This window comes from Cobetia sp. PS-4MA (assembly GCF_057670765.1).
In genome coordinates this window covers 3,109,528-3,130,822 of the sequence record NZ_CM173107.1, presented here as the reverse complement: position 1 = coordinate 3,130,822, position 21,295 = coordinate 3,109,528, and the positions used below count along the sequence as shown (strand labels likewise).

Here is a 21,295-nt window from a genome sequence, read left to right as displayed (position 1 = left end):
GTCTCATGCCATCTGCTGGCGGATGGTGGGGAGGCGCTGCTCGACCAGCGCGACGAAGGCCTCGGTCACCGGTCGGCCCGGTGTGGTCGGATAGTGAAGCTCCAATGGCACCGCCCCGAGCGCCGGACGCAGGGGAATGAACTGACAGCCATCGCACTGCAGACGGCGGATGCAGCCGGGCGCGATGGCGACTCCCAGTCCGGCCGCGACCTCACTGAGCAGTGTCTGCATCATGGCCGGCTGGCGCTGGAGGCGCGGCGAGAAGCCGACATCGCCGCAGGCGCTGATGATCTGGTCAAATAGCCCCGTCGCCTGCGTGCGCTGAAACAGCACGAAGTCCTCCTGCGCAAGCTCGCTCAGGGTGAGCCGCTTGCGGTGCGCCAGACGATGGCCCTCGGGCACGACCGCCATCAGCCTATCCTCGTAGACCGGCAGAGCCGTCAGGGTATCGCGCTGCTCGATGGGCAGCGGACGCGACAGGCCGAGGTCGATCTCGTCACGCGCGAAGGCATCCAGCTGCTGCTGGGCGCTCATCTCATGCAAGGTGAGGCTGACCTCGGGGTGGCTGGCGGCGAAGTCGCGCATCAGCCCGGGAACGAAGCTTGCGCAGGCCGAGCTCATGTAGCCGATGCGCAACGTGCCGGTCTGGCCGCTGGCGGCCATCGCCACGCGCTTGCGTGCCTGTGCCTCCAGCGCCAGCATGCGCTGCGCTTCTTCCAGCAACGCCTCGCCGGGTGCCGTCACTCGCACTTCCCGCGTATTGCGCCACAACAGACTCACGCCCAGTTCGGCTTCAAGATCGGCGATCTGGCGACTGATGGCAGGCTGAACGGTGTGCAGCTCGCGTGCGGCGGCCGAGAAGCTCCGGTGCGTCGCCACGGAAACGAAGGTTCTCAGTGTGCGCAGTTCCATGGCAGCTCTCGTCAGTTGATTGATGTCCATCAAGTATAAGTCATATCAAGTATCGTCATTTCTATTATCAATGCTCGCTCATTAGTCTGGGGACCTGCCAAGCCTCCCTCCGTCAGCTTTCTTCCTCTCGCGCCCTCCCGGCTTTCGTGTCTCACAAGCCAGGAGGGCGCGGCGATGCAGTGGCTGGCAAGAGGGCCCTGTTTCCGAGTGGAGCCGATATGACGACATCAACTTCCCGAGATATCGCGCAGGATACGCGCGATACCTCTCGATCACTTTCTGGCGGCGGGCGTTTCACGCTGCTGGCGGTCGCCTGTCTGACCATCATGGTGGGTACCGTGGTGGCACCGGGGCTTCTGAATATCGCGGCCGCCTTGCAGGTGGAGAGCCATGCCAGCTGGCTGATCACCCTGCCGTCGCTGGGTGCGGTGCTGTTTGCGCCTATCGCCGGGCGCATGATCGACCGCCTCGGGGCCTATCGCGCGCTGACTGGCGGGCTGTTCCTGTATGGTCTGCTGGGGGCGGGCGGGGCACTGCTGGAAGGCACCGTCGCCGTGTTCGCCGATCGCATCCTGCTGGGGGGCGTCACCGCAGTCGTGATGGCGGGCGGCACCACGCTGATCTCCGAGTGGTATCACGGCCATGCGCGACTCAAGATGATTGCCCAGCAGGGCATGTCCATCGAACTTGGCGGTGTGATCTTCCTGTTCGTCAGTGGCGTGCTGGCAGGCATCGCCTGGCAGCTGCCTTTCCTGCTCTACCTGCTGGCCTGGTTGCTGCTGGCCATGCTGTGGATGATGGTGCCCAGGCAGTCACCTGCATCCCCTGATGAAACGGTTGGCAAGTCGGGCCAGCAGGCGCTGTCCGCTTCGCTCACCAGTGTCTATCTGGCGGCGGCCATGGCCATGACGCTGTTCTTCACCGCCATCGTCATGCTGCCCAAGCGCCTGAACCTGCTGGGGCTGAACGAGGCCTCGACCGGCATCTTCCTGGCGGCGATCTCGATGGTCGCGGTGGTGGCGGCGATGTGGATGCCGAAGGTCTCACGTACCTTGCGCGAGATGCCGACGCTGGCACTGGCCTTCGTGCTGTATGCCGCCAGCCTGTTCGTCTTCCAGCAGGCCGAGAGCATGGGGGTGATGAGTGCGGGTGCCGTGCTGGCCGGGATGGGCTTCGGCTTCTCGATTCCGCTGCTCAACCACATGACGGTGGAGCGCAGCCACGCATTGGTGCGTGGACGCAATCTCTCCTACCTGACGATGGCGATCTTCCTGGGCCAGTTCCTGACCTCCTTCCTGGAGTTCCTGCCCGGCGATGGCCGCCATGTCTTCGGTTTTGGCGCCGTGCTGGGCCTGATCTTCGCGGCTCTCTATCTGGGCATCCATCTGCTCAAGCGCGACAGTCGCGGCGCCTGAGTCATCCCGGACAATGCCTGCCCGCTGCATATCGAGACGTGCGACGAAAAAAGCCCCGCGACCTGAGTGCCAGGTGGCGGGGCTTTCGGTATGTATCGTGATCACTTGTCGAACAATATTCTCAGGCGGCGAATCATCACCCAGCCCATCAGGCCGCGCTTGATCAGGCTCAGGCCCTTCTTTGGCCGCAAACCTCCCCGCGCGGCAATCAGGCCGCCCACCAGAACCAACGGGCCACGGTATTGCTGGACCTTGGCCCAGCCACGGTCGATGGGGGCGGTTGCCTCCTTGAGGTCACGCATCGCATGACTGACGTCGAGGCGCTGCTGGCTGATGCGTGCTTCGAGTTCCGCACGCCTGGCATCGCGCGGATGCGCTTGCCGGCGACCGTTCCCCCCTGAGGGGGGCAGTGCCGGCTCACGCTGCGCGAGGGACTGTCTGGAAGAACTCATCTCGCCTCCTTTACAGGGGCTGGCAGGCGGGGGGCATCAGAGGTTTTCGCGTTGGCGCTGGCGTTCCAGTGCGTCGGCGCGGACGTCCTTGAGGCTGTCGCTGTCGCGGCTCAGATTGCTGAGCGTCGAGCGCAGCAGGCTGCGCTGGGAAGCGATCACCTTGACCCGCCAGGCGATCAATCCGCCCAGTGCCAGCAGGATACCGCCGCTCAAGGCGATGGCCAGCAGGCGATGGGTATCCCAGAAGGCCACGACCACCAGCAGGATCGCCAGGCCGATACCGAAGCAGATCAGCATCAGGGCGATACCTGACAGCAGCAGCATCACGAACAAGCGTTCGCGTTCCTCCTCGAGCTCCAGCACGGCGAGACGCAGACGCGTCTCGCCACTCTCCACCAGGCTCGCGGTCAGACGACGGATGGCGCCAAGTACGCGTTCAACCGGCCCTTGCTCCTGCATCAGCGACGGCCAAGCAGCATGCCGATGACGACACCGGCGGCAGCGCCGATACCGACACTGGTCCACGGGTTGTCGTGCACGTAGCGGTCAGCGCAGTCCGCGGATTCACGCGCGCTGGCGGCCAGACGGTCACCCTGGGCACTCAGTCGGGCACGAGTGGCTTCCAGGCGGGTCTGGGCGCGGGCACGCGCTTCCTTCATGCTCTCGCGGGAGTCCTCGGCCGAGGCGTGCAGCAGTTCCTCGACGGTCTGGGAGAGATGACGCAGGTCTTCCTTCAGCTGCTCGGTGTTGGCACCGGTGGCTGAATTGGCTGTGGTCGTATGATCACCGATTTTCTGCATGGCCATGTTGTGTCTCCTTCCCGTGTGTCGAATCAGATTTCGTGAATTGTGAGCGCCAGATGGCGCGCATGACTCTCGAACTCAGTCTTCCCTGGGGCGCCGCTGGCGGCAGGGCATGACCTTTTCAGGTCGCAGCGATTCCTGCCTGGCTGCGTCTTTTCTGGTCATGAACAAATCCTTGGGGCCACCGGGAACAAACACAAGGGCTGGCAATGCCTGGATGATGATATCGGGGGGAGCCGAGGCGCATTCGTTGATCTGGATCAGGGAGGATGAATCCTGTCTGCACGGCCTGAAACGACGCAACGGGCAGCCTGGGCTGCCCGTTGCGTGGCGAGGGGATCATGGCTCGGCGGCCCGTGAGAGGCGCGCTGGCCGAAGATCAGGTCTCTGGCAGGCCGGCGAAGAAGGTGTTGATCGAGAAGCCCAGCCCCAGGCGATTCACGCTGTGGTCGTAGTCGATGAGGCTCTCGCCATAGCCGTGGTAGTACTGCACGTAGCCGCGCACCTTGCCGAACAGCGGGAAGGAGTAATCCAGCTGGTTGCCGAAATTGCCCTTGGAGGGGTTGCCGCGCACCATCCAGGTGAACTCGTGCTGATCCGCGGTATAGCCCACGGTGATGTCGCCGTAGCCGATGTAGTTGTAGAGGTCCGGATTGTCGTCCTCATCGGACTCCTCGGGCACGCGCCAATGCGGCGTGATCGCCACGGCCCAGTCGCCATTCTGGAACATCATGTCGGCATAGACCCGGTTCCAGCTGCGCGACAGCGGGTCGGAACGCCCGTTGGACTGATGGGCGAAACCGATGCGATTGCGCGTGTTGGTCCAGCCCAGCAGTTCATAGCGATTGTCGAACTGAAGGAAGGCTTCCGGCTCGTAGTTGGTCTCGCGGAACGGCGCCGAGGCATCGGAGTTGTAGGCCTGCCACCAGCTGCGCTGGGTATAGGCGAAGTACAGGTCGCCATTGTCATCGAAGATGTCATTCACCAGCCCGACCTTGAGACTGAGCTGGTACTTCACCTCGGTGTTGTCCACCTCGCCTTCGCGGGTCACCTGGGCGAAGCTGCTCTCATTCGGGGTCGAGTTGTAGGCCCAGGGCAGCAGATAGTTGCGCTTGTAGGCGGTGATGGCCAGGGGATTGCTCTCGGCATCGTCCTCGAGCACCACCCGCTCCTCGGCACGTTTCTGAGCCAGGCTGTCCTGCCCCTGACTCTCCTGACCTTCCACGGTGGCAGGGGCGTCATCACTCGCCGCCAGCTCTGCGCCGCCACGTGCGGGTTGCGTATAGATCGGCGTGCGACGTGGATCGCTCTTGCGTGCCCCTGCACGCGCCTGGGCCGGAGTCATCCCCAGTTCTCGGGGCGTGAAGCGCTGGCCATTGGCCAGTACCACGCGGCCCTGGCTGTCCATGGTGTAGGGCACGTCTGCGCTGGCCAGTGGGGCGCAGGTCAGCAGCGCTGACGCCAGCATTCCGGACAGGCATGCCGCGACTGGCCGAGAGCCGGTGGAGGTAGGGCAGAGAAGCATGGAAATATCCTGTCTGTAACACCGCAAGAGACGAGCAGCGCATTATGGGGCAACGATCATGACAAGTCTGCCATTCTACTGGCTGGCAGGCGTGGGGTGCCAGCTGGCAACCGACGACACCTCTGTCGCCTGCCGCTCACATCCCCATGGTGCGCTTGGCGGGGAGGTGTCGGAGCGATTGCGCCTGACTGAGGCTCAGTTGACAATGCAGGCATCGTGGACCCCGAGAGGTCTGCCTCTGGTAACGATGCGGGTGAGGAGATGGATGTGTCAGGCATGAATTCCCTGAGAGCGACGACGCGATGGATCGTGATGATGCTTGTCGTGCTGCTGTGCGCCTTGCCCGGCATGGCACAGGCCGTCGTGGAGCGCAGCGATGTGCAGGGCCAGCTGGAGGACCTGCAGAGCGTCGAGAAGCCTGACGCGGAGACACGCCAGCGGATCGCGGATCTCAAGGAAACCCTGACGGTACTCGATGATCTCGGTGAGGCCAACAGCAACCTCAAGGACATCAAGGCCGAGGTGAAGACGGCGCCGGGTGATCTGGCCGAGGCCCAGGCAGCGCTGGCGAGCCTGCCTCGCGACAGCACCAGTCAGCTCGACGAAGCGAGTCTCGCCGAGGAATCGGTGGAGGCATTGGATGCGCGCATGACGCGTATCCTGGACGAGCTCCAGAGCCTGCAGGACAAGCTCGCGAGTACCAATCGGCGCCTCATCAATGCCCAGAGTCTGCCGGAGCGCTCTCGTTCGACCCTGGCGGATGCCCAGCAGCAGGTGCAGCGCCTGCAGACCCAGCTCTCCGGCAGCGACAGCCAGGCACTGACCGGCACGGGGCGAGACTTGCTGGAGGCGCGTCTGGCCCTGGCCGAGGCACGTGGCGAGCTCAGCCACACCGAGCTCAACTCCAGTTCGCAGCTGCGAGAGCTGGCGCAGGTACGCAAGACGCTCTACAGCCGACGTATCGAGACTCTCGAGCAGGACCTCAAGGTGGTGCAGAGCCTGGTCAACGCCAAGCGGCGAGACCAGTCCGAGCAGACCATCGCGGAGGCCACCAGCGGCGAGAATGCCGAGCTGGCCAGCAACCCCATCTTCCAGCAGGTCCTGAGTCGCAACCGTGAACTCAGCAGCCAGCTGCTGGCGATCACGGATCGCGTCAACGCCGTGATCCGCGATGGTCTCGAGGTGCGCACCCAGCTGGATCGCGTCACCCAGGTCGAGCGCACCATGAGCGAGCAGATCGAGGCCATCAAGGGCAGCGTGCTGCTGGCCCGTATCCTGCGTGAGCAACAGAGTCATCTGCCCAAGGTCGACGTGCGTCAGGACCTGAAGGAAGAGATCGCCGATCTGCGCCTCAAGCAGTTCGAACTCAACAAGGTGCGCGAACAGCTCGCGGACATTCCGCACTATCTGCAAAGCGAAGTGCTGAGCGAAAGCGCCGCGCTGGAGCGCCCCGGCGGCAACGCCGATGCCCAGACGGTCAGCTCCGAGCTGCGTCAGGCGCTGACTCGCCAGCTGGAGGCCCGCAAGGAGCTGGTCGACAAGCTCGACAAGGAATATGACAGCCTGCTGGCGCGCGCCATTGATCTGCAGCTCAACCAGCAGCAGTTGCTCGAAGTCTCCGGACGTCTGCGTCAGACCATCGAGGAGCAGCTCTTCTGGGTCGCCAATGGCAAGCCACTGGACCTGGACTGGCTGTCGCGTACTCCACAAATGCTGGCGGACGAGCTCAAGCCTACCGTATGGCGCGGCGTGGTGGCGGGGCTGTCCAAGGGCTTCCAGCTCAATGATCTGTGGGTGGCGCTGCCGGGGCTGCTGTTGCTGATCTTCATCACCTGGAAGCGCTCGCACATCCGATCGCGCCTGGCGGACCTGCATGCCCAGATAGGCCGCCTCAAGCAGGACACCCAGCTGCACACTCCGCGGGCGATCCTGCTCAACGTGATGCTGGCGATCCCCGGTGCACTCGCGCTGGCACTGATCGGCAGCGTGCTGTCGCTGGGGGAGGGCGTCATGCTGTGGGCGCTGGGCCAGGCACTGCTCAAGCTGGCGCTGGCATGGGGGATCTTCGCCATCTTCCGGCGCCTGCTGGTCAAGGACGGCGTGGCCGAGCGTCACTTCCAGTGGCCCGCCAACTACGTGGCCGAGCTGCGCCGCCATCTGTGGTGGCTGGGCTGCGCGCTGCTGCCGGTCATCCTGACCACCAACATCATCAGCGAGGCGGATCTCAATCTGCTGGAGCGCCCGCTGGGTCTGCTGATCCTGTTCTCGGGGCTATGCGCGATGAGCTTCTGTCTCTCGCGGTTGATCCTGGCGCATGTGCCGTTCTTCGGTCTCAAGCTGTTCCGCCTGATTCTGGGGCTGGCCATGGCCATGGTGCCGGTGGCGCTGGGCGTGCTGATCTGCCTGGGGTATGAGTACACGGCACTGCGCCTCAGTGGTCGCTTCATCACCACGCTGTTCCTGTTCGGTGCCTGGATTCTGGTCGAGGCCACCGTGGTGCGCGGGCTGGCAGTCGCGGCGCGCCGTCTGGCGTATCGACGTGCCGTGGCGCGTCGGCGAGCCCAGGTGCAGGAAGGCGCGGAGGGCGGCGTCGAGGTAGTCGAGGAGCCGCCGCTGGACATGGAGCAGGTCAATTCCCAGTCGCTGCGCCTGTCGAAGCTGATTCTGGTCATCAGCTTCATGTTCATCTTCTATCTGGTCTGGGCGGATCTGCTCAATGTGCTCAGCTACCTGGACAGCGTCGTGGTCTGGGAGATCGCCGCCTCGGCCGAGGGAGATTCCGCGACCCCCATCTCGCTGGCGGATCTGATCGCGGCGCTGGTCACTCTCGGGGTCGCGGTGATGATGGCGCGCAACCTGCCGGGCCTGCTGGAGGTCTCGATCCTGTCGCGGCTCGAACTCAAGCAGGGGTCGAGCTATGCGATCACCTCGCTGCTGTCCTACGTGATCATGGCGACGGGCTTCGTGATGACACTGGGCAGCATGGGCGTCAGCTGGGACAAGTTGCAGTGGCTGGTGGCGGCGTTGAGTGTCGGCCTGGGCTTCGGTCTGCAGGAGATCTTCGCCAACTTCATCTCGGGTCTGATCATCCTGTTCGAGCGCCCGGTACGCATCGGCGACACCATCACCATCGGCAATCTGCACGGGACGGTCAGTCGTATCCGTATCCGTGCCACCACGGTGACGGATTTCGACCGCAAGGAGATCATCATTCCCAACAAGGTGTTCGTGACCGACCAGCTGATCAACTGGTCACTCTCGGACAACGTGACGCGGGTGGTGCTCAACTTCGGCGTCGCCCATGGCAGTGATCTGGATCTGGCGCACCGCCTGCTGATGCAGGCCGCCCAGGAGAACCGGCGGGTGCTCAAGGACCCGGAGCCTCTGGTGTTCTGTCTGAGCTACAACAAGGACAACTTCGGCTTCGAGCTGCGCATCTACGTCAACGACCTTACCGACCGTCTGTATGCGACAGACGAGATCAATCGCTGGGTCGATGCACGCTTCCGCGAGAACGGTCTCAAGGTGGCCTTCCAGCAGATGGATGTCTGGCTGCATCGTCAGGATGGCACCGAGCGTCTCATCGAGCAGCGAGCGGCCACGGGCGAGCCGCTCAGAGCGGCCAGCGGCTCGCCGGAAAGCGTTGAAGCCGAGACGGGAGACGCACCGTCAAGCAGCGAACATCGTGAGGGCGGCGCCTTGATCGCTCGTCGCAAGCCGACCACCGGCGTGGGCGGCCGTGAAGATGCCGGGTTGCGCGAATCCGCGCCCGACGCGACGGACGGCGACGGGGGAGATGGCGGCGGCCGCTAGTCGTCGAGCGTTGCCGGTGAGGCCGGTGTTGCTTGAGTCTCAGGCGCAGGCCTGGTTTCAGACTCAGACTCAGACTCAGACTCAGACGCAGGCTCAGAGCCAGACCTGGGCCCGGGCGCCGGGGCCCGAAACTCCAGCGCCCAGCGGCTCAGGAAGCTGGCCTGCTTGAGCCTGTCGAGGGTGGCGAGCAGGCCGGGGCCTATCTCGATGGGGCGCAGCGCGTTGCCGAGACGTTCACGCAGATCACGCGCGCTGCCGTCACCGCTCACCTCGGGATGCAATGCGCCCAGATCGCTGTCACTGGCCACCGCCTGTTGGCCCTCAAGACTCAACCACCAGTCCAGAAATGCCTCGCCGGCATCACCATGCGGTGCCTGGCGCGGCACGAACGCCAGTCGGCGCTGAATCAGCACGTAGTCTTCCGGCACGATCACCAGCAGCTCAGGGTGCGCGCGGGCAAAGGAGATGGCATAGGGCCCGACCAGGTTGTAGGCGATATCCACCTCGCCGTTGGCCAGTGCCTCGAGCATGGCGCCGGTGGTGGTCACCAGCCGTGCATCGGCCTGACCCATGGCGCGCACCAGTGTCCAGTAGCGAGGCGACTGACGGGCATCGGAGACGGCATAGGTGAAGCCGGAGCCGCTGCGACGCGGGTCGTAGGTGATCACGCGACCGCGCAGCAGCTCCCGGCGTGTCTCCAGCAGATGCCAGAGATCCCGATGACTGCGCAGGGCATCGCGAGGGTCGCGCAGTCCTTCGCTGTCGGCCAGACGCTTCAGCGCATCGCGGCGCGCCACCATCACGATGGGCTCGAAGCTCATGGCGAACAGCTCATTGCGCCAGCGTGAGCTCTCGGGCCAGCCTGTCAGGTTCGCGGCTTGCAGCGGGCGTGCATGGCCGCCATTGGCCAGACGGTACTGCAGGCCCATGGCCGAGGAAATCATCAGGTCGGCCCGAGGTGTCAGGGGGGCGGCCAGATAGCGGGCTTCCAGCGCCAGCGCGGAGCGATTGACGTAATGCAGCAGCATCCCGGGGTGTTCGCGGCTGTAATGTTGCAGCAGCGGACGAATCTCGGGCAGATCCAGCGCTGCATGGATCACCAGATCCGCCTCTTCCCCGGACTGGACGGCCTGCGCGGCCACGGGCTCTCCTGCCTTGAGCCAGAGTGCCTGATGCTCATCGAGTTGCGGGTCGAAGCTCGCGATGTCCTGTGCCGAGCACAACGACGCGACGGCCAGCCCGACGACGGTGAGCACGGCGGCCCAGCAGCGGTGCGTTCTCAACATGCATCCCCCTTGGGGCCGGTCGATGCCTCGCGTGAGGCTGGTGCAGTGGCGGTCACGGGAGGCGGGCAGGGCAGCAGGTGAAAGCTCACGCGCAGTCCCGGCCGAGCGCCATCAGCAGGGGCAGGGTCGGAGGCCTCCAATGACAGCCGGGCATCGTGGTGGCGGGCAATGCCATCGACGATGGCAAGCCCGAGCCCTGCGCCACTCTGCTCGGGTGTCTGGCCGCTAGAAGTGTCGGACATCGGCTGGACAGCCGGGTGCTGGTCTGCCCGGGCATGGCGATGAAAGGGGCGCAGCACCAGCAGACGCCGCTCCGGCGTGATGCCCGGGCCATCATCCTCGACGCTCAGGCGCAGACGGCCTGGCGTCGCCGAGTCACGTGCCGCGTCTTCTCCGCTGGCGGGTATCGCGTGCTCGCGGCTCAGCGTCACGGTCACTACCCGCGCGCCATGCTTGCAGGCGTTGTCGATCAGGTTGGCCAGCGCCTCCTGCAGTTGCCAGTCCACACCCGGCGTCCAGGCGACATGGTCGATGTCCGGCGCGACCTCGAGGCCGAGATCCACACCGGCGCGATCACAGCGCAGGAAATGACGGCTGACCGTGTCGCGCACCAGGCTCGAGAGCTCCAGCGGCACCCGAGGAGGTTGCACTTCCGGATTGTTGAGACGTGTCAGTGACAGCAGCTGATTGGCCAGGTGGGCGGTGTGGCTGGCGGTGGCCTGCATCTGTGCCAGTGCCGCGTGCCAGGCGCTCGGGTCCTGCTGGCGCAGGGCCAGCTCGGCATGCGCGGAGAGACCGGCCAGGGGCGTGCGCAACTGATGGGAGGCATCGCCGATGAAGCGCTCCTGATTGGCACGGACCCGGCGCATGCGGGACAGCAGCTCATTGAGGGCATGCTTGAGTTCCTCAAGCTCGCGCGGCAGCGTCAGCTGCAAGGCCGCCAGGCTGCGCGGGTCGCGTTCGCGGATGGCTCGCCGCAGCCGCGTGAGGGGCGCAAGCGCCATGCGCACGCCCACCAGCACTACCATCAGGGCCAGAATGGCCATGCCCGCCAGGCGCACCAGCGAGCCACGGTACAGCTCCTGGGTCAGCGCATCGCGCCCTTCGCGGGTATGGGCGACACGAATGCTGAAGCGTTGGCCATGACGCGGGTCATCACCCCAGCCACCGAGGCGGGTTTCGAGCGTGCCCAGGCGCAGTGCCTGCCCCTGCCAGGCGATGTCGCGAAAGGCCAGTTCGCCACTGCGTCCCGCCATCTCGTCCCGCGTGCCATGCGCGCCGGCCTCACTTCGTGCATCGGGCAGCCGCGTGTTGCCCGTGACCTGCTCGCCATCGGCGTCCACCAGGCTGTAGAAGACCCGCTCCTGGGCATCGGTGGCCAGCATTTCCAGAGCTGCCGGCGGCAGGTCGAGCCATAGCTGACCATCCTGCCATTTGACCTGCTCGGCGATGGTCACCAGCGAGGCTTCCAGCAGACGATCATAGGCGCGGTCCGCGGCTTCACGCGCGGACAGGAAGGCCTGTACCAGCAACAGGGTACCCAGGGCCAGCAGCGGGATCAGCAGCCAGCTCAGCAGACGACGATAGAGACTGACGGGCTGTTGGGCATCGCGTGGTGGATGTGGGGATGCCGTGGCCTGGTGAGAGTCGAGCGCGCTCAAGGAGTCCGGCTCTCCGCCGGGGCCTGTTCCAGCAGATAGCCGAGGCCGCGAATGGTGCGCAGACTGACGTCGCTGCCGTCCAGGCGCTTGCGCAGGCGGTGGACATAGACCTCGATGGCGTTGTCGCCGACCGCCTCCTGCTCGCCGAAGGCCTCGTGGGTCAGGCGGGCCTTGTCCACCGGCTCACCGGCGTGCTGGATCAGGCAGCCAAGCAGACGCTGCTCGCGCGGGGGCAGTGACAGCGGTGCCTCGGCCAGCAGGAAGCGACCATTCAGCGGCTCGAAGGCCAGACTGCCCACCACCAGTCGCTGTTCGAGCGCCCGGCCCTGATGCGTGGCCTGGCTGGCCTGATGATTGGCATGACGACGCAGCAGAGCACGCACGCGGGCTTCCAGTTCATCGAGCACGAAGGGTTTGGCGAGGTAGTCGTCGGCACCGAGATCCAGTCCGCGTACGCGATCCTCGATGGCACCGCGGGCGGTGAGAATCAGGACCGGGGTATGGCGATCGTGCTCACGCAGGGCGGCCAGTATCTCGAGCCCAGAGGCGCCGGGCAGGTTGAGATCCAGCACGACCAGCGCGAAGCCGTGCGGCTGTCCTGGCGAGAGTCGCGCCAGCGCCGCGCTGCCATCGGCCAGGTGCGTGACGTCGAGTCCCTCGCTGATGAAGACACTGTGCAGGGTACTGGAGAGCAGCGCGTCGTCCTCCACCAGCAGCAGTGACGGCGTCTGTCGGGAAGGTGTGGAAGGTGTCGATTGCGTGGGGGTCATCCGGGCTCCGGGAGATGCACGGTATTCCCGTTCAGGTGGCTGCCGAAGGCACCACGATTCACGGTAGGATCATCAGGGCAACAAGCCATGTGGCTAGCGTACCATCACAGGCTCCCCTCGTGCCGCTGACAAGGATGTCGGAATGTCACTCATCTCGTTCGCGCGCGCTGTCAGACAGCGCTTCAGGACTCCATCCGTGGATAACGATCAGTGGAAATCGCTGGCGGTCTCGCTGGCGCTGGGCGTGGCGGGAGGCAGCCTCTTCCAGCTGACCGGTATGCCGCTGGCGTGGATGCTGGGGCCGCTGGTCGCCAATCTGCTCGGTGCCATGGCCGGGCTGACACTCGCCGTGCCGGAGCGATTGCGCAGCCTGTTTCTCGGGGTGCTGGGTCTGACGTTGGGAGCGCGAGTGTCGCCGGAGCTGGTCTCGCACCTTGCCAGCTGGTGGCTGTCGGGGACATTGCTGTTGCTCGGCGTGCTGGCCTCGACACTGGCCTGTGCCGCCTGGTATCGACGCTGCGGCTTCGATGCCACCAGTGCCTGGTTCGCCTCGGTGCCCGGGGTGCTGACGGCGATGGTGATCATCGGGGAGCGCAGTGGCGGCGATGCCCAGCGTATCGCGGTGGCCCAGTCGCTGCGCGTGCTGCTGGTGATACTCATCCTGCCGCCGCTCTACTGGCTGCTGGAGGGAGGCGGTGGAGCGGACGGGGTAGGCGACCCGCCAGTGAGCGGGCTGTGGCTGGTACTGACGTTGCCGTTGCTGTTGTCTCTGGGCAGGCGCCTGCGCTTGCCGAATGCCGCGTTGCTGGGGCCATTGCTGGTGGCGATGGCGTTGTCATTGGCCGAGGTGGTGCGCTTTGCGCCCCCGATATGGGGGACGGATGTGATGCAGCTGGTGCTGGGCTGCGCCATCGGGGCACGTTTCAAGGGGCTGTCGCCCGCCAGACTGGCGGGGCTGATGGGGCAATCGGGTGTCGCGACACTGATCGCGCTTGCGGTACTGGGTGGCTTCGCCGAAGTGATCCATCAGGCAATGGGCGTGCCGCGCGATGTGGCCTTTCTGGCACTGGCACCGGGCGGTATCGGCGAGATGGCACTGCTGGCGGTGGCGCTGGATCTCGATCCCGTCTTCGTCGCCTTTCATCACCTTCTGCGCATGATCGTACTGATGCTGGCGCTACCGCTGATGGTGCGCCATTTCCGGAGGCGTGCGCCGGTACCTGACGGCGAGGCATACGATGAGAGGAAGGGGGATTGAGGCGCTGCGACATCTCCTCTTGTGAGGGCGGCAACACGCTGTTATAGTGTGCGCCTTGATCACGCCAAGTGCTTGAAGTTCAAGCGATTGGCTCGGTAGTTCACCGATTGATCATGTCTGTGGTGGCCCTGTTGGTCCTCCCGCAATGCTAGGCTGCAAACCCCGCCAGGCCCGGAAGGGAGCAACGGTAGTGGCTGACGCGTGTGCCGGGATGTGGCTGATGGGGCCGCCTCCATTTCAGGGCAGCAAAGATCCGCATGCCTGAAATGCCACGTCTACGTGTTCCCCCGCAAGTCCCCTGATCGACTCCTTCGTACGTTGCCATGCCCTGTCGGGCGTCTTGTCGTGTCCGTCTTGTGCCTTTGGCTTCCCTGTTCGGCGCTTATGTTCAACACCCGCGTTCGGCGCTTATGTTCAACACCCGCGTTCGGCATCTATGACCAACACCCGTGTGCGATCCTCATGCTTGATCATCATGTTCGACTGTCATGTTCCGCCGTCGGGCCCGTCATGCGGGCCTGGAGACAGCAATCCCGTTGCACAAGTGGTTACGTGCTTTGAAGCCACTCGGCAAGTCGCTAGAATGAGCGCATTCTCAGCGAGGCCGCGTCATCGGTCTCCGTCTGTCGACTGTCGGTGGTGACGCTTATCCGGGTCGTGCAGGCTTTCCGCTCATGTTTCAGATCACCCAAGGAATGCCTCGCTCAATGAGCTATCAGGTATTGGCGCGCAAGTGGCGCCCGCGCAATTTTCACGAACTGATCGGTCAGGAGCATGTCAGCCGTGCGCTGGTCAATGCCCTCGATCAGGGGCGCCTGCACCATGCCTATCTGTTCACCGGGACTCGCGGTGTCGGCAAGACGACGCTGGCGCGCATTCTCGCCAAGTGTCTGAACTGCGAGGAGGGTGTCAGCTCCAGACCCTGCGGCGTGTGTGGCACCTGTCGCGAGATCGACGAGGGGCGCTTCGTCGACCTGATCGAAGTCGACGCCGCCTCGCGGACCAAGGTCGAGGACACGCGTGAGCTTTTGGACAACGTCCAGTACGCCCCGACCCAGGGACGCTACAAGGTGTACCTCATCGATGAGGTGCACATGCTGTCGACCCACAGTTTCAATGCGCTGCTCAAGACGCTGGAAGAGCCGCCGCCCCACGTGAAGTTCCTGCTCGCAACCACCGACCCGCAGAAGCTGCCGGTCACCATCCTGTCGCGCTGTCTGCAGTTCACGCTCAAGAACATGCCGCCGGTCCGCGTGGTCGAGCACCTCACCGACATTCTCGGGCGTGAGGAAGTCAGCTTCGAGGAAGACGCGCTGTGGTTGCTCGGCAAGGCTGCCGATGGCTCGATGCGTGACGCCATGAGTCTGACCGACCAGGCGATCGCCTTCGGCCATGGACAGGTGCGGCGCGAAGATGTCGCCGCCATGCTGGGCACCCTGGATCACCGTCATGTGCTGGCGCTGCTGGAATGTCTGGCGGAATTGAACGCCGCGAGTCTGCTGGCGGAGGTCGCGACGCTGGCCGAGCAGGGCCCGGATTACGGTGGGGTGCTGGATGACATGGCCTCCGTCTTCCATCGCCTGGCGATCGCCCAGATGGTGCCGAGCGCGCTGGACAACGGCCATGGTGACCGTGATGCACTGCTGGCGCTGGCCAGCCGCTTCACTGGCGAAGACGTGCAGCTCTATTACCAGATCGCCCTGCAGGGGCGCGCCGACATGGCCAATGCGCCGGATGCCCGCACCGCGCTGGAGATGACGTTGCTGCGCATGCTGGCCTTCCGCCCGCAGGGCGTGCCGCGTCCGGCGCAGACGCCGCTGCCGATGACCGGCCAGCCGGAGGGCGCCGCTCAAGTCCCGGCACCACAGGCGTCCGCGCCGCAGGCTCCTGTTCAACAAGCTCCGGTTCAACAAGCTCCGGTTCAGCAGGCTCCTGTTCAAGAAGCACCGGTGCAGCAGGCCCCGGCTGCCTCTGTGGCTCCCGCCGCGGCGCAGTCTGCCGCACCGGTTACTGAAGTACAGCCGCCGATGGCCGATGAGCCGCCCCCCTGGGCGACGGAGGACGTTCCCCATGACGCCCGGGATGCCGGCTTTCGCGACCTGACACAAGATGAGCCCCAGACATCGGCCGCGACAGGGTCAGCGCCGGCTGCCGAGTCAGCTCCGGCGATGTCTGCCACGGGGGCGCAAGCGCCGCAGCCGTCGGAGCCGGTGGCTACGCCCGCACAGGCAGCCGCTGCGCCCAGCTCGGCGATGTCACGCCTGAGCGCCGCCTTTGGTTCGGCGCAATCGGAGCCGGAACCGGAGCCGAAACCGGAGCCGGAGCCCGCTGAAGCATCAGCACCGGAGCCCGCTGAAACAGCAGCGCCGACGTCTGCTGAATTGTCAGCGCCAGCACAACTAGAGCCTGCTGCGCCGGTCGTGTCTGAGCCGGTCATGCCCAAGCCTGTCGAGGCAGCGGAACCGATGCCGGCAGCGGCTCCCGCGCCGGTTCAGGCATCAGCGCCTGCGCCATCCGATGCGCCGAGTGGTGATGGCCGCTTGAATCACGCGGCGTGGCTGGAGCTATTCCCGGCGCTGGGGCTTGGCGGCATCACACGCAACATCGGTGCGCACTGTCTGGTCGAGCACGACGATGGCACGCACCTCAAGCTGAGGCTGGACCCTGCCCAGTCCGCGATGATGGCGGATGTCCACCGGGAGCGCATTCACAAGGCGCTGGCAGGGCAGGGCGTGGTGCGGGAACTCGAGATCAATGTCGGCCCGCTGCCGGAGGGTCTCGAGACACCTCACAGCCGACGCATTCGACTGCTGGGCGAGCGTCAGCTGCGGGCGGTTGAAGCCTTGCGTGCTGACCCGCATATCCAGTCATTGGAGCAGCAATTGGGCGCGCGCTTGATCGAGGAAAGCGTCAACTCCTTCGAGCCGGATAATTTCTGATCGAGCGTCATCGGTCACCGCGACCGGTGACGCTCCCGGATTCCGGGGGGACGTGCTTGCGGGCATGTGCCCCCACGCCAGCCATGCCAGATGGCGCGGCTGGCAGACAGCATTTATCGTTAGTTCATGTACAACACGTCATTGATGAGGTGAGCCATGTTTGGTGGAAAAGGCGGTATGGGCAACATCATGAAGCAGGCGCAGGAAATGCAGGAGCGCATGCAGAAGGTCCAGGAAGAAGCGGCCAAGGCCGAAGTTCAGGGCGAAGCCGGTGCCGGCATGGTCAAGATCACCATGAACGGGCGCCATGACGTCTCGCGCGTCGAGGTTGACCCGAGCCTGATGGAAGAGGACAAGGAACTGCTGGAAGACCTGCTGGCCGCTGCCGTCAACGACGCGGTGCGCAAGGTCGAGGTCAATTCCAAGAAGCAGATGGAAGAGGCGACTGCGGGTCTCAACCTTCCGGCCGGCTTCAAGATGCCGTTCTGATGGGATTCTCGCCGCTGGTCGATCAGCTGCTGGATGCCCTGCGCGTGCTGCCGGGCGTCGGTCCGCGTACCGCACAGCGCATGGCGCTGCATCTGCTGGAGCGTGATCGCATGGGGGCCGACCGGCTGGTCGGTGTGCTCGGCGAGGCGCTGGAGCGTGTCGGCTATTGCGCGCGCTGCCGGACGCTGACGGAAGAAGAGATCTGTCAGCTGTGCCTGAGTCCTCGGCGTGATGAGCGAGTGCTGTGCGTGGTGGAGTCCCCCGCGGACCAGCTTGCCATCGAAGGGGCGGGTGGCTACGTGGGACGTTACTTCGTGCTGCATGGCCACCTGTCACCGCTGGACGGCATCGGGCCTGAGGACATCGGCCTGGATGCGCTGGAAACCCGTGTGCGCGAGAGTCAGATCGAAGAGCTGGTGCTGGCCACCAACCCGACGGTCGAGGGTGAAGCCACCGCGCACTACATCGCCGAGCAGCTTCGCGATGTGGCGCATGGCGGGCAGCCCCTCAAGCTGACACGGCTGGCCTATGGCGTGCCGATGGGTGGCGAGCTGGAATATGTCGATGGTGGTACGCTGAGTCGTGCCTTCAGCGGCCGATTGCCCTTTACCCTCGGCGAGATCTGAACGTGTCGGGTTCGCCCGGTCGCGTTTCGCCAGCGGCATGTTCTTGACGCGGAGCGTCCGAAAGGCAACAACAGCAGCACGTCTGCGGGCGTGGTGGTCAGGAACCACCACGCCCGCCGTCGTTTCCGCCCGGTGTCTGGCGAGTGCCCGTCACCCTTCATTTATCGCTTGCCCGGGCAAGCCAGTCACCATGAGATATTCTTGCAGATGAGTGATCAATCCGCCGCCACCGCACTGCTGTCAGAGCTAGACTTCGACGCCATCTGGGTCGAGACCCCCGAAGCGCTGGCCGCTGCCTGTGCCGAACTTGAGGGCGCCGACTGGTTGGCGCTGGACACCGAGTTCATCCGTGAGTCCACCTTCTTCCCGATTCCGGCACTGGTGCAGCTGATGGCGGCCCGCGATGGTGAGCTGCCCGGTGCGGATGGCAAGACGCCGCGCATCTTCCTGATCGACCCCACGGTGGTGCCGGCCAGTGACGCGCTCAAGCGTCTGCTGGGTCCTGAGGGGCCGCTCAAGCTGCTGCATGCCTGCGGCGAGGACATGGAAGTCTTCCTGCGCTGGGCGGGCGTGGCGCCGGCACCGCTGATCGATACCCAGATCGCCGAAGGGCTCACGGGTGGCGAGGCCTCCATGGGCTATCAGCGTCTGGTCGAACGTGTGGCCGGCATCACGGTGCCCAAGGAAGAGACGCGCTCCAACTGGCTCAAGCGTCCGCTGAGTCAGGCGCAGTGTGACTATGCCGCTCTGGACGTGCTGTTCCTGCCGCAGGTCTGGGCACAGCAGCGTGAGGCCCTGAATCAGCTGGGTCGCATGGCCTGGCTGGAAGAGGACTGCAGTGCCCCGGGCAGCAGCGGGGGTGCCACGCCGGACCCGGAGTACTGGAAGCGCCATCGCAGCCTGTGGAAGCTCACGCCGCGTGGGCTGGCCGCCTGGCAGTCCCTGTGCGAGTGGCGTGAGGCCCAGATTCGTCTGCGTGACGTGCCGCGCTCGCGCCTGCTGGCGGATGCCCAGCTGTTCGCCATCTGCGAGCGTCTGCCGGTCAATCGTTTCGAGCTGGCCAAGGTCGAGGGGCTCCACCCGCCGCAGATCAAGCGCATCGGCGACAGCGTGCTGGAAATTCTCAAGGACGTGGCGATGATCGATGACAGCCAGTTGCCGCGCGTGCCGCCGTCGCCGTTGGCGCCGGAATGGAAGGCGCGCATGAAGCGCCTCAAGCGTGAGGTCAACGCGGTCGCCGAGGCCCAGGACCTCAAGCCGGAGATTCTCGGCAAGCGTCGCGACATGGAAGCGCTGGTGATCGCCGACTACGAAGGTGAGCCGCTGCCGTTGCCGGGTGGCTGGCGCGGCGCGCTGCTGGCCGAGCGCCTCGCCAAGGCGTTCCAGCCGGAATGAGTCAAGGATTGCCTCCGGCATGGCCGGGGGCGATCACGTAACCAATGTGAGACGTCGTGCGCTCGTGTCCCGTGCGCACGCTGATGCGCGCATGCGCTGCAAGATGACGTGATGGGTGGTCCCGATGACTGATGACAAGATGATCTGCGAGATCTACAAGAGCGCCCGCAAGGACGAGATGTATCTGTACGTCGAGAAGACGCGAGGTCTCAAGGATGTGCCGGAGTCCCTGCTGGAGATCTTCGGCAGGCCTGCGCCGTTGATGACGCTGTTGATCCGTGCCGACAAGCCGCTGGCACGTGTGGCCAGTACCACGGTGCTGGAGAAGATTCGGGAGCAGGGCTTCTACCTGCAGATGCCGCCGGTCAAGGAAAATCTCCTCAAGGAGATTGGCGTGACGCCGCCGGAAACGCACTACTGACGACTGCCCGTCGTCAGACGAGACCGACTGGACCGACCCTGCTGCCCGGCAGGGCGAGGAGAGCAAGATGAGTGATGTTCCGCAACCTGACGGCGGAAAACGTGAGCGTTTCTGGGAGCGGCATGCGCTTTCGGAGCTGAACACGGCCGAGTGGGAGGCACTGTGTGATGGCTGTGGCCAATGCTGCCTGCTGAAATTCGAGGATGAAGACAGTGGCGACATCGCGGTACTGGATGTCGCCTGTCGCCTGCTGGATGTGCGCAAGGTCAGCTGCCGTGATTACCCCAATCGCGCCACACGCGTGCCGGGCTGCATCCCGCTGGATGTCGAGACGGTAGGCAAGCTGCGCTGGCTGCCGGAAACCTGTGGTTATCGCCGCCTGAATGAAGGCCGTGAGCTGCCAGAATGGCATCCGCTGCTGACCGGGGATGCCAGAAGCGTCAAGCGTGCCGGTGTCGCGGTGTCACGCTTCGCCGTCTCCGAGGCCTCGGTGCGCCAGCAGGATCTGGAAGACCATATCATCGCGATCATCGACCCGGAGAGCTGAGGCGCTGACGTTTTCGCGTCTCCCTGTCTGCCCGTCTTGATCGTGCAAGCGCAGCTCCTTGAGCTGCGCTTTTTCTTTGCCTGTTTTTCCTTGTCCGTTTTTCCTTGCCTGGTCTGAGGCAGGTGGGGCCTGGTGGTGTCTGCATCAGAGCCGCCGTCTGCATGGCAAGGCGGGGGCCGGCTGGCGCAATGGCTGGTTGTAAATAAATGAACGTTCATTTATTTTGTGTGGATTCTCATCCTTAGCAGATCCAGAGGCAGACAGGCCATGCGCCATCGTGATGAACACAAGCAGCAGGCGCTGCTGGAAGCCACTCTGCATGAGGTGGCCGAGCATGGTTTTGCCGTGACCTCCGTGGCACGCATCGCGCGTGCTGCCGGCATGTCCCCCGGAACGCTCTATCTTTACTATCGCGACAAGGACGACTTGCTGGAGGCCACCTTCAGCGAGGTCAGCCGCCGCATCATCGAGGTGGCGCTTGATGCCTTCGAGGCCGAGCCGGACGCGCAGGTATCACGGGGCACATCGCCCGCGATGTCCCCCGCGGCCTGGCAGCTCAAGTCAGCGCTGTGTCGGGTCTGGCACGCCCTGGTGATGCTGGGGCGCCGCCAGCCCTCCTTGTTCCGGTTTCATGATCAGTTTCTTCACTCCTCGCATATGCGGGACGCCCTGAAGGTGGCCAACCAGGAGCGGGCCGCGCCCTTGCTGGAAGCCTTCGCGCAGGGCCAGCGGACCGGCATTCTGAAACAGATCGACATCGCTCTCATCGAGGTGTTCATGTTTCGTTCGATCTACAGCCTGCTGCAGGGCTCGGGCTGTCAGGTGCCGGCCATCAGTGATGCCTGCTTCGACCAGGCCTTCGAGATGGCCTGGGACGCGATAGCGCTTCGTCATCCAGCGCCGTGAGCCATGGCCGTACGCATTGCCGGACAGATGACAGATCTTCGTTTTGTGCTTTTCCATTCCAATGACTCAAGGGCCTG

Annotated in this window: 18 protein-coding genes and 1 other RNA gene; 11 read left to right on the top strand and 8 right to left on the bottom strand. The window is 64.8% G+C overall.

Annotated features, from left to right (window positions below; genetic code table 11):
* Window positions 1–3: 3 nt before the first annotated feature.
* The gene (locus tag AC26AR_RS13325) at window positions 4–912 is read right to left on the bottom strand and encodes a LysR family transcriptional regulator (protein ID WP_488107193.1); all 909 of its coding nucleotides are present in this window, start codon (window positions 910–912) and stop codon (window positions 4–6) included.
* A gap of 218 nt (window positions 913–1,130) precedes the next feature.
* Here AC26AR_RS13325 and AC26AR_RS13320 point away from each other — a divergent pair, with 218 nt between their 5' ends.
* Complete coding sequence (locus AC26AR_RS13320) at window positions 1,131–2,327, top strand: MFS transporter (protein ID WP_279855432.1); 1,197 nt, start codon at window positions 1,131–1,133, stop codon at window positions 2,325–2,327.
* A 101-nt stretch (window positions 2,328–2,428) separates the two neighbouring features.
* Here the strand turns inward: AC26AR_RS13320 and AC26AR_RS13315 are convergent, their stop codons facing one another.
* The 4 genes from AC26AR_RS13315 to AC26AR_RS13300 form a co-directional block, all read right to left on the bottom strand.
* The gene (locus AC26AR_RS13315; RefSeq protein ID WP_488107192.1) at window positions 2,429–2,779 is read right to left on the bottom strand and encodes a YqjK-like family protein; all 351 of its coding nucleotides are present in this window, start codon (window positions 2,777–2,779) and stop codon (window positions 2,429–2,431) included.
* Between the two features lie 36 nt (window positions 2,780–2,815).
* Window positions 2,816–3,238: a phage holin family protein gene (locus AC26AR_RS13310; protein WP_043333873.1), complete on the bottom strand. Its 423-nt coding sequence runs from the start codon at window positions 3,236–3,238 to the stop codon at window positions 2,816–2,818.
* Complete coding sequence (locus AC26AR_RS13305; protein ID WP_065392495.1) at window positions 3,238–3,579, bottom strand: ElaB/YgaM/YqjD family protein; 342 nt, start codon at window positions 3,577–3,579, stop codon at window positions 3,238–3,240. Before AC26AR_RS13305 ends, AC26AR_RS13310 begins: the two co-directional genes overlap by 1 nt.
* Before the next feature lie 382 nt (window positions 3,580–3,961).
* A complete protein-coding gene (locus tag AC26AR_RS13300; RefSeq protein WP_240499659.1) occupies window positions 3,962–5,107 on the bottom strand; it encodes a phospholipase A in 1,146 nt (381 codons plus the stop codon).
* A gap of 276 nt (window positions 5,108–5,383) precedes the next feature.
* On the opposite strand from AC26AR_RS13300, the gene mscK reads away from it, so the two are divergent.
* Window positions 5,384–8,920 (top strand): mechanosensitive channel MscK, encoded by a 3,537-nt coding sequence (gene mscK, locus AC26AR_RS13295; protein ID WP_488107191.1) that lies wholly within the window; start codon window positions 5,384–5,386, stop codon window positions 8,918–8,920.
* Here mscK and AC26AR_RS13290 read toward each other — a convergent pair.
* Genes AC26AR_RS13290 through AC26AR_RS13280 form a run of 3 tightly spaced genes read right to left on the bottom strand, consistent with a single transcriptional unit; the run spans window position 8,917 to window position 12,637 of the window.
* Entirely contained in the window at window positions 8,917–10,206 is a 1,290-nt protein-coding gene (locus AC26AR_RS13290; protein WP_488107190.1) for an ABC transporter substrate-binding protein, read from the bottom strand. The genes mscK and AC26AR_RS13290 overlap by 4 nt on opposite strands.
* Window positions 10,200–11,867 (bottom strand): sensor histidine kinase, encoded by a 1,668-nt coding sequence (locus AC26AR_RS13285; RefSeq protein ID WP_488107189.1) that lies wholly within the window; start codon window positions 11,865–11,867, stop codon window positions 10,200–10,202. Before AC26AR_RS13285 ends, AC26AR_RS13290 begins: the two co-directional genes overlap by 7 nt.
* Complete coding sequence (locus tag AC26AR_RS13280) at window positions 11,864–12,637, bottom strand: response regulator (protein ID WP_404983153.1); 774 nt, start codon at window positions 12,635–12,637, stop codon at window positions 11,864–11,866. Before AC26AR_RS13280 ends, AC26AR_RS13285 begins: the two co-directional genes overlap by 4 nt.
* Window positions 12,638–12,833: 196 nt before the next feature.
* Here AC26AR_RS13280 and AC26AR_RS13275 point away from each other — a divergent pair, with 196 nt between their 5' ends.
* The 9 genes from AC26AR_RS13275 (at window position 12,834) to AC26AR_RS13235 (ending at window position 21,218) form a co-directional block, all read left to right on the top strand.
* Complete coding sequence (locus tag AC26AR_RS13275; RefSeq protein ID WP_488107188.1) at window positions 12,834–13,895, top strand: AbrB family transcriptional regulator; 1,062 nt, start codon at window positions 12,834–12,836, stop codon at window positions 13,893–13,895.
* Window positions 13,896–14,024: 129 nt separating this feature from the next.
* Window positions 14,025–14,121, top strand: an RNA gene (ffs, locus tag AC26AR_RS13270) — signal recognition particle sRNA small type.
* 481 nt (window positions 14,122–14,602) lie between these two features.
* Window positions 14,603–16,834 carry a DNA polymerase III subunit gamma/tau gene (gene dnaX, locus AC26AR_RS13265; RefSeq protein WP_488107187.1) on the top strand — a complete coding sequence of 744 codons (2,232 nt, stop codon included), beginning with the start codon at window positions 14,603–14,605 and terminating at the stop codon, window positions 16,832–16,834.
* Between the two features lie 156 nt (window positions 16,835–16,990).
* Entirely contained in the window at window positions 16,991–17,323 is a 333-nt protein-coding gene (locus AC26AR_RS13260; protein ID WP_077375440.1) for a YbaB/EbfC family nucleoid-associated protein, read from the top strand.
* On the top strand, window positions 17,323–17,949 hold the full coding sequence (recR, locus tag AC26AR_RS13255) for a recombination mediator RecR (protein ID WP_077375437.1): 627 nt from the start codon (window positions 17,323–17,325) through the stop codon (window positions 17,947–17,949). Before AC26AR_RS13260 ends, recR begins: the two co-directional genes overlap by 1 nt.
* Before the next feature lie 207 nt (window positions 17,950–18,156).
* A complete protein-coding gene (gene rnd, locus AC26AR_RS13250; RefSeq protein ID WP_084207963.1) occupies window positions 18,157–19,344 on the top strand; it encodes a ribonuclease D in 1,188 nt (395 codons plus the stop codon).
* A gap of 124 nt (window positions 19,345–19,468) precedes the next feature.
* Window positions 19,469–19,765 (top strand): YcgL domain-containing protein, encoded by a 297-nt coding sequence (locus AC26AR_RS13245; protein WP_077375431.1) that lies wholly within the window; start codon window positions 19,469–19,471, stop codon window positions 19,763–19,765.
* Between the two features lie 67 nt (window positions 19,766–19,832).
* Window positions 19,833–20,312 (top strand): YcgN family cysteine cluster protein, encoded by a 480-nt coding sequence (locus AC26AR_RS13240; protein WP_077375429.1) that lies wholly within the window; start codon window positions 19,833–19,835, stop codon window positions 20,310–20,312.
* Between the two features lie 267 nt (window positions 20,313–20,579).
* A complete protein-coding gene (locus tag AC26AR_RS13235) occupies window positions 20,580–21,218 on the top strand; it encodes a TetR/AcrR family transcriptional regulator (RefSeq protein WP_488107186.1) in 639 nt (212 codons plus the stop codon).
* The last annotated feature ends 77 nt before the right edge of the window (window positions 21,219–21,295 follow it).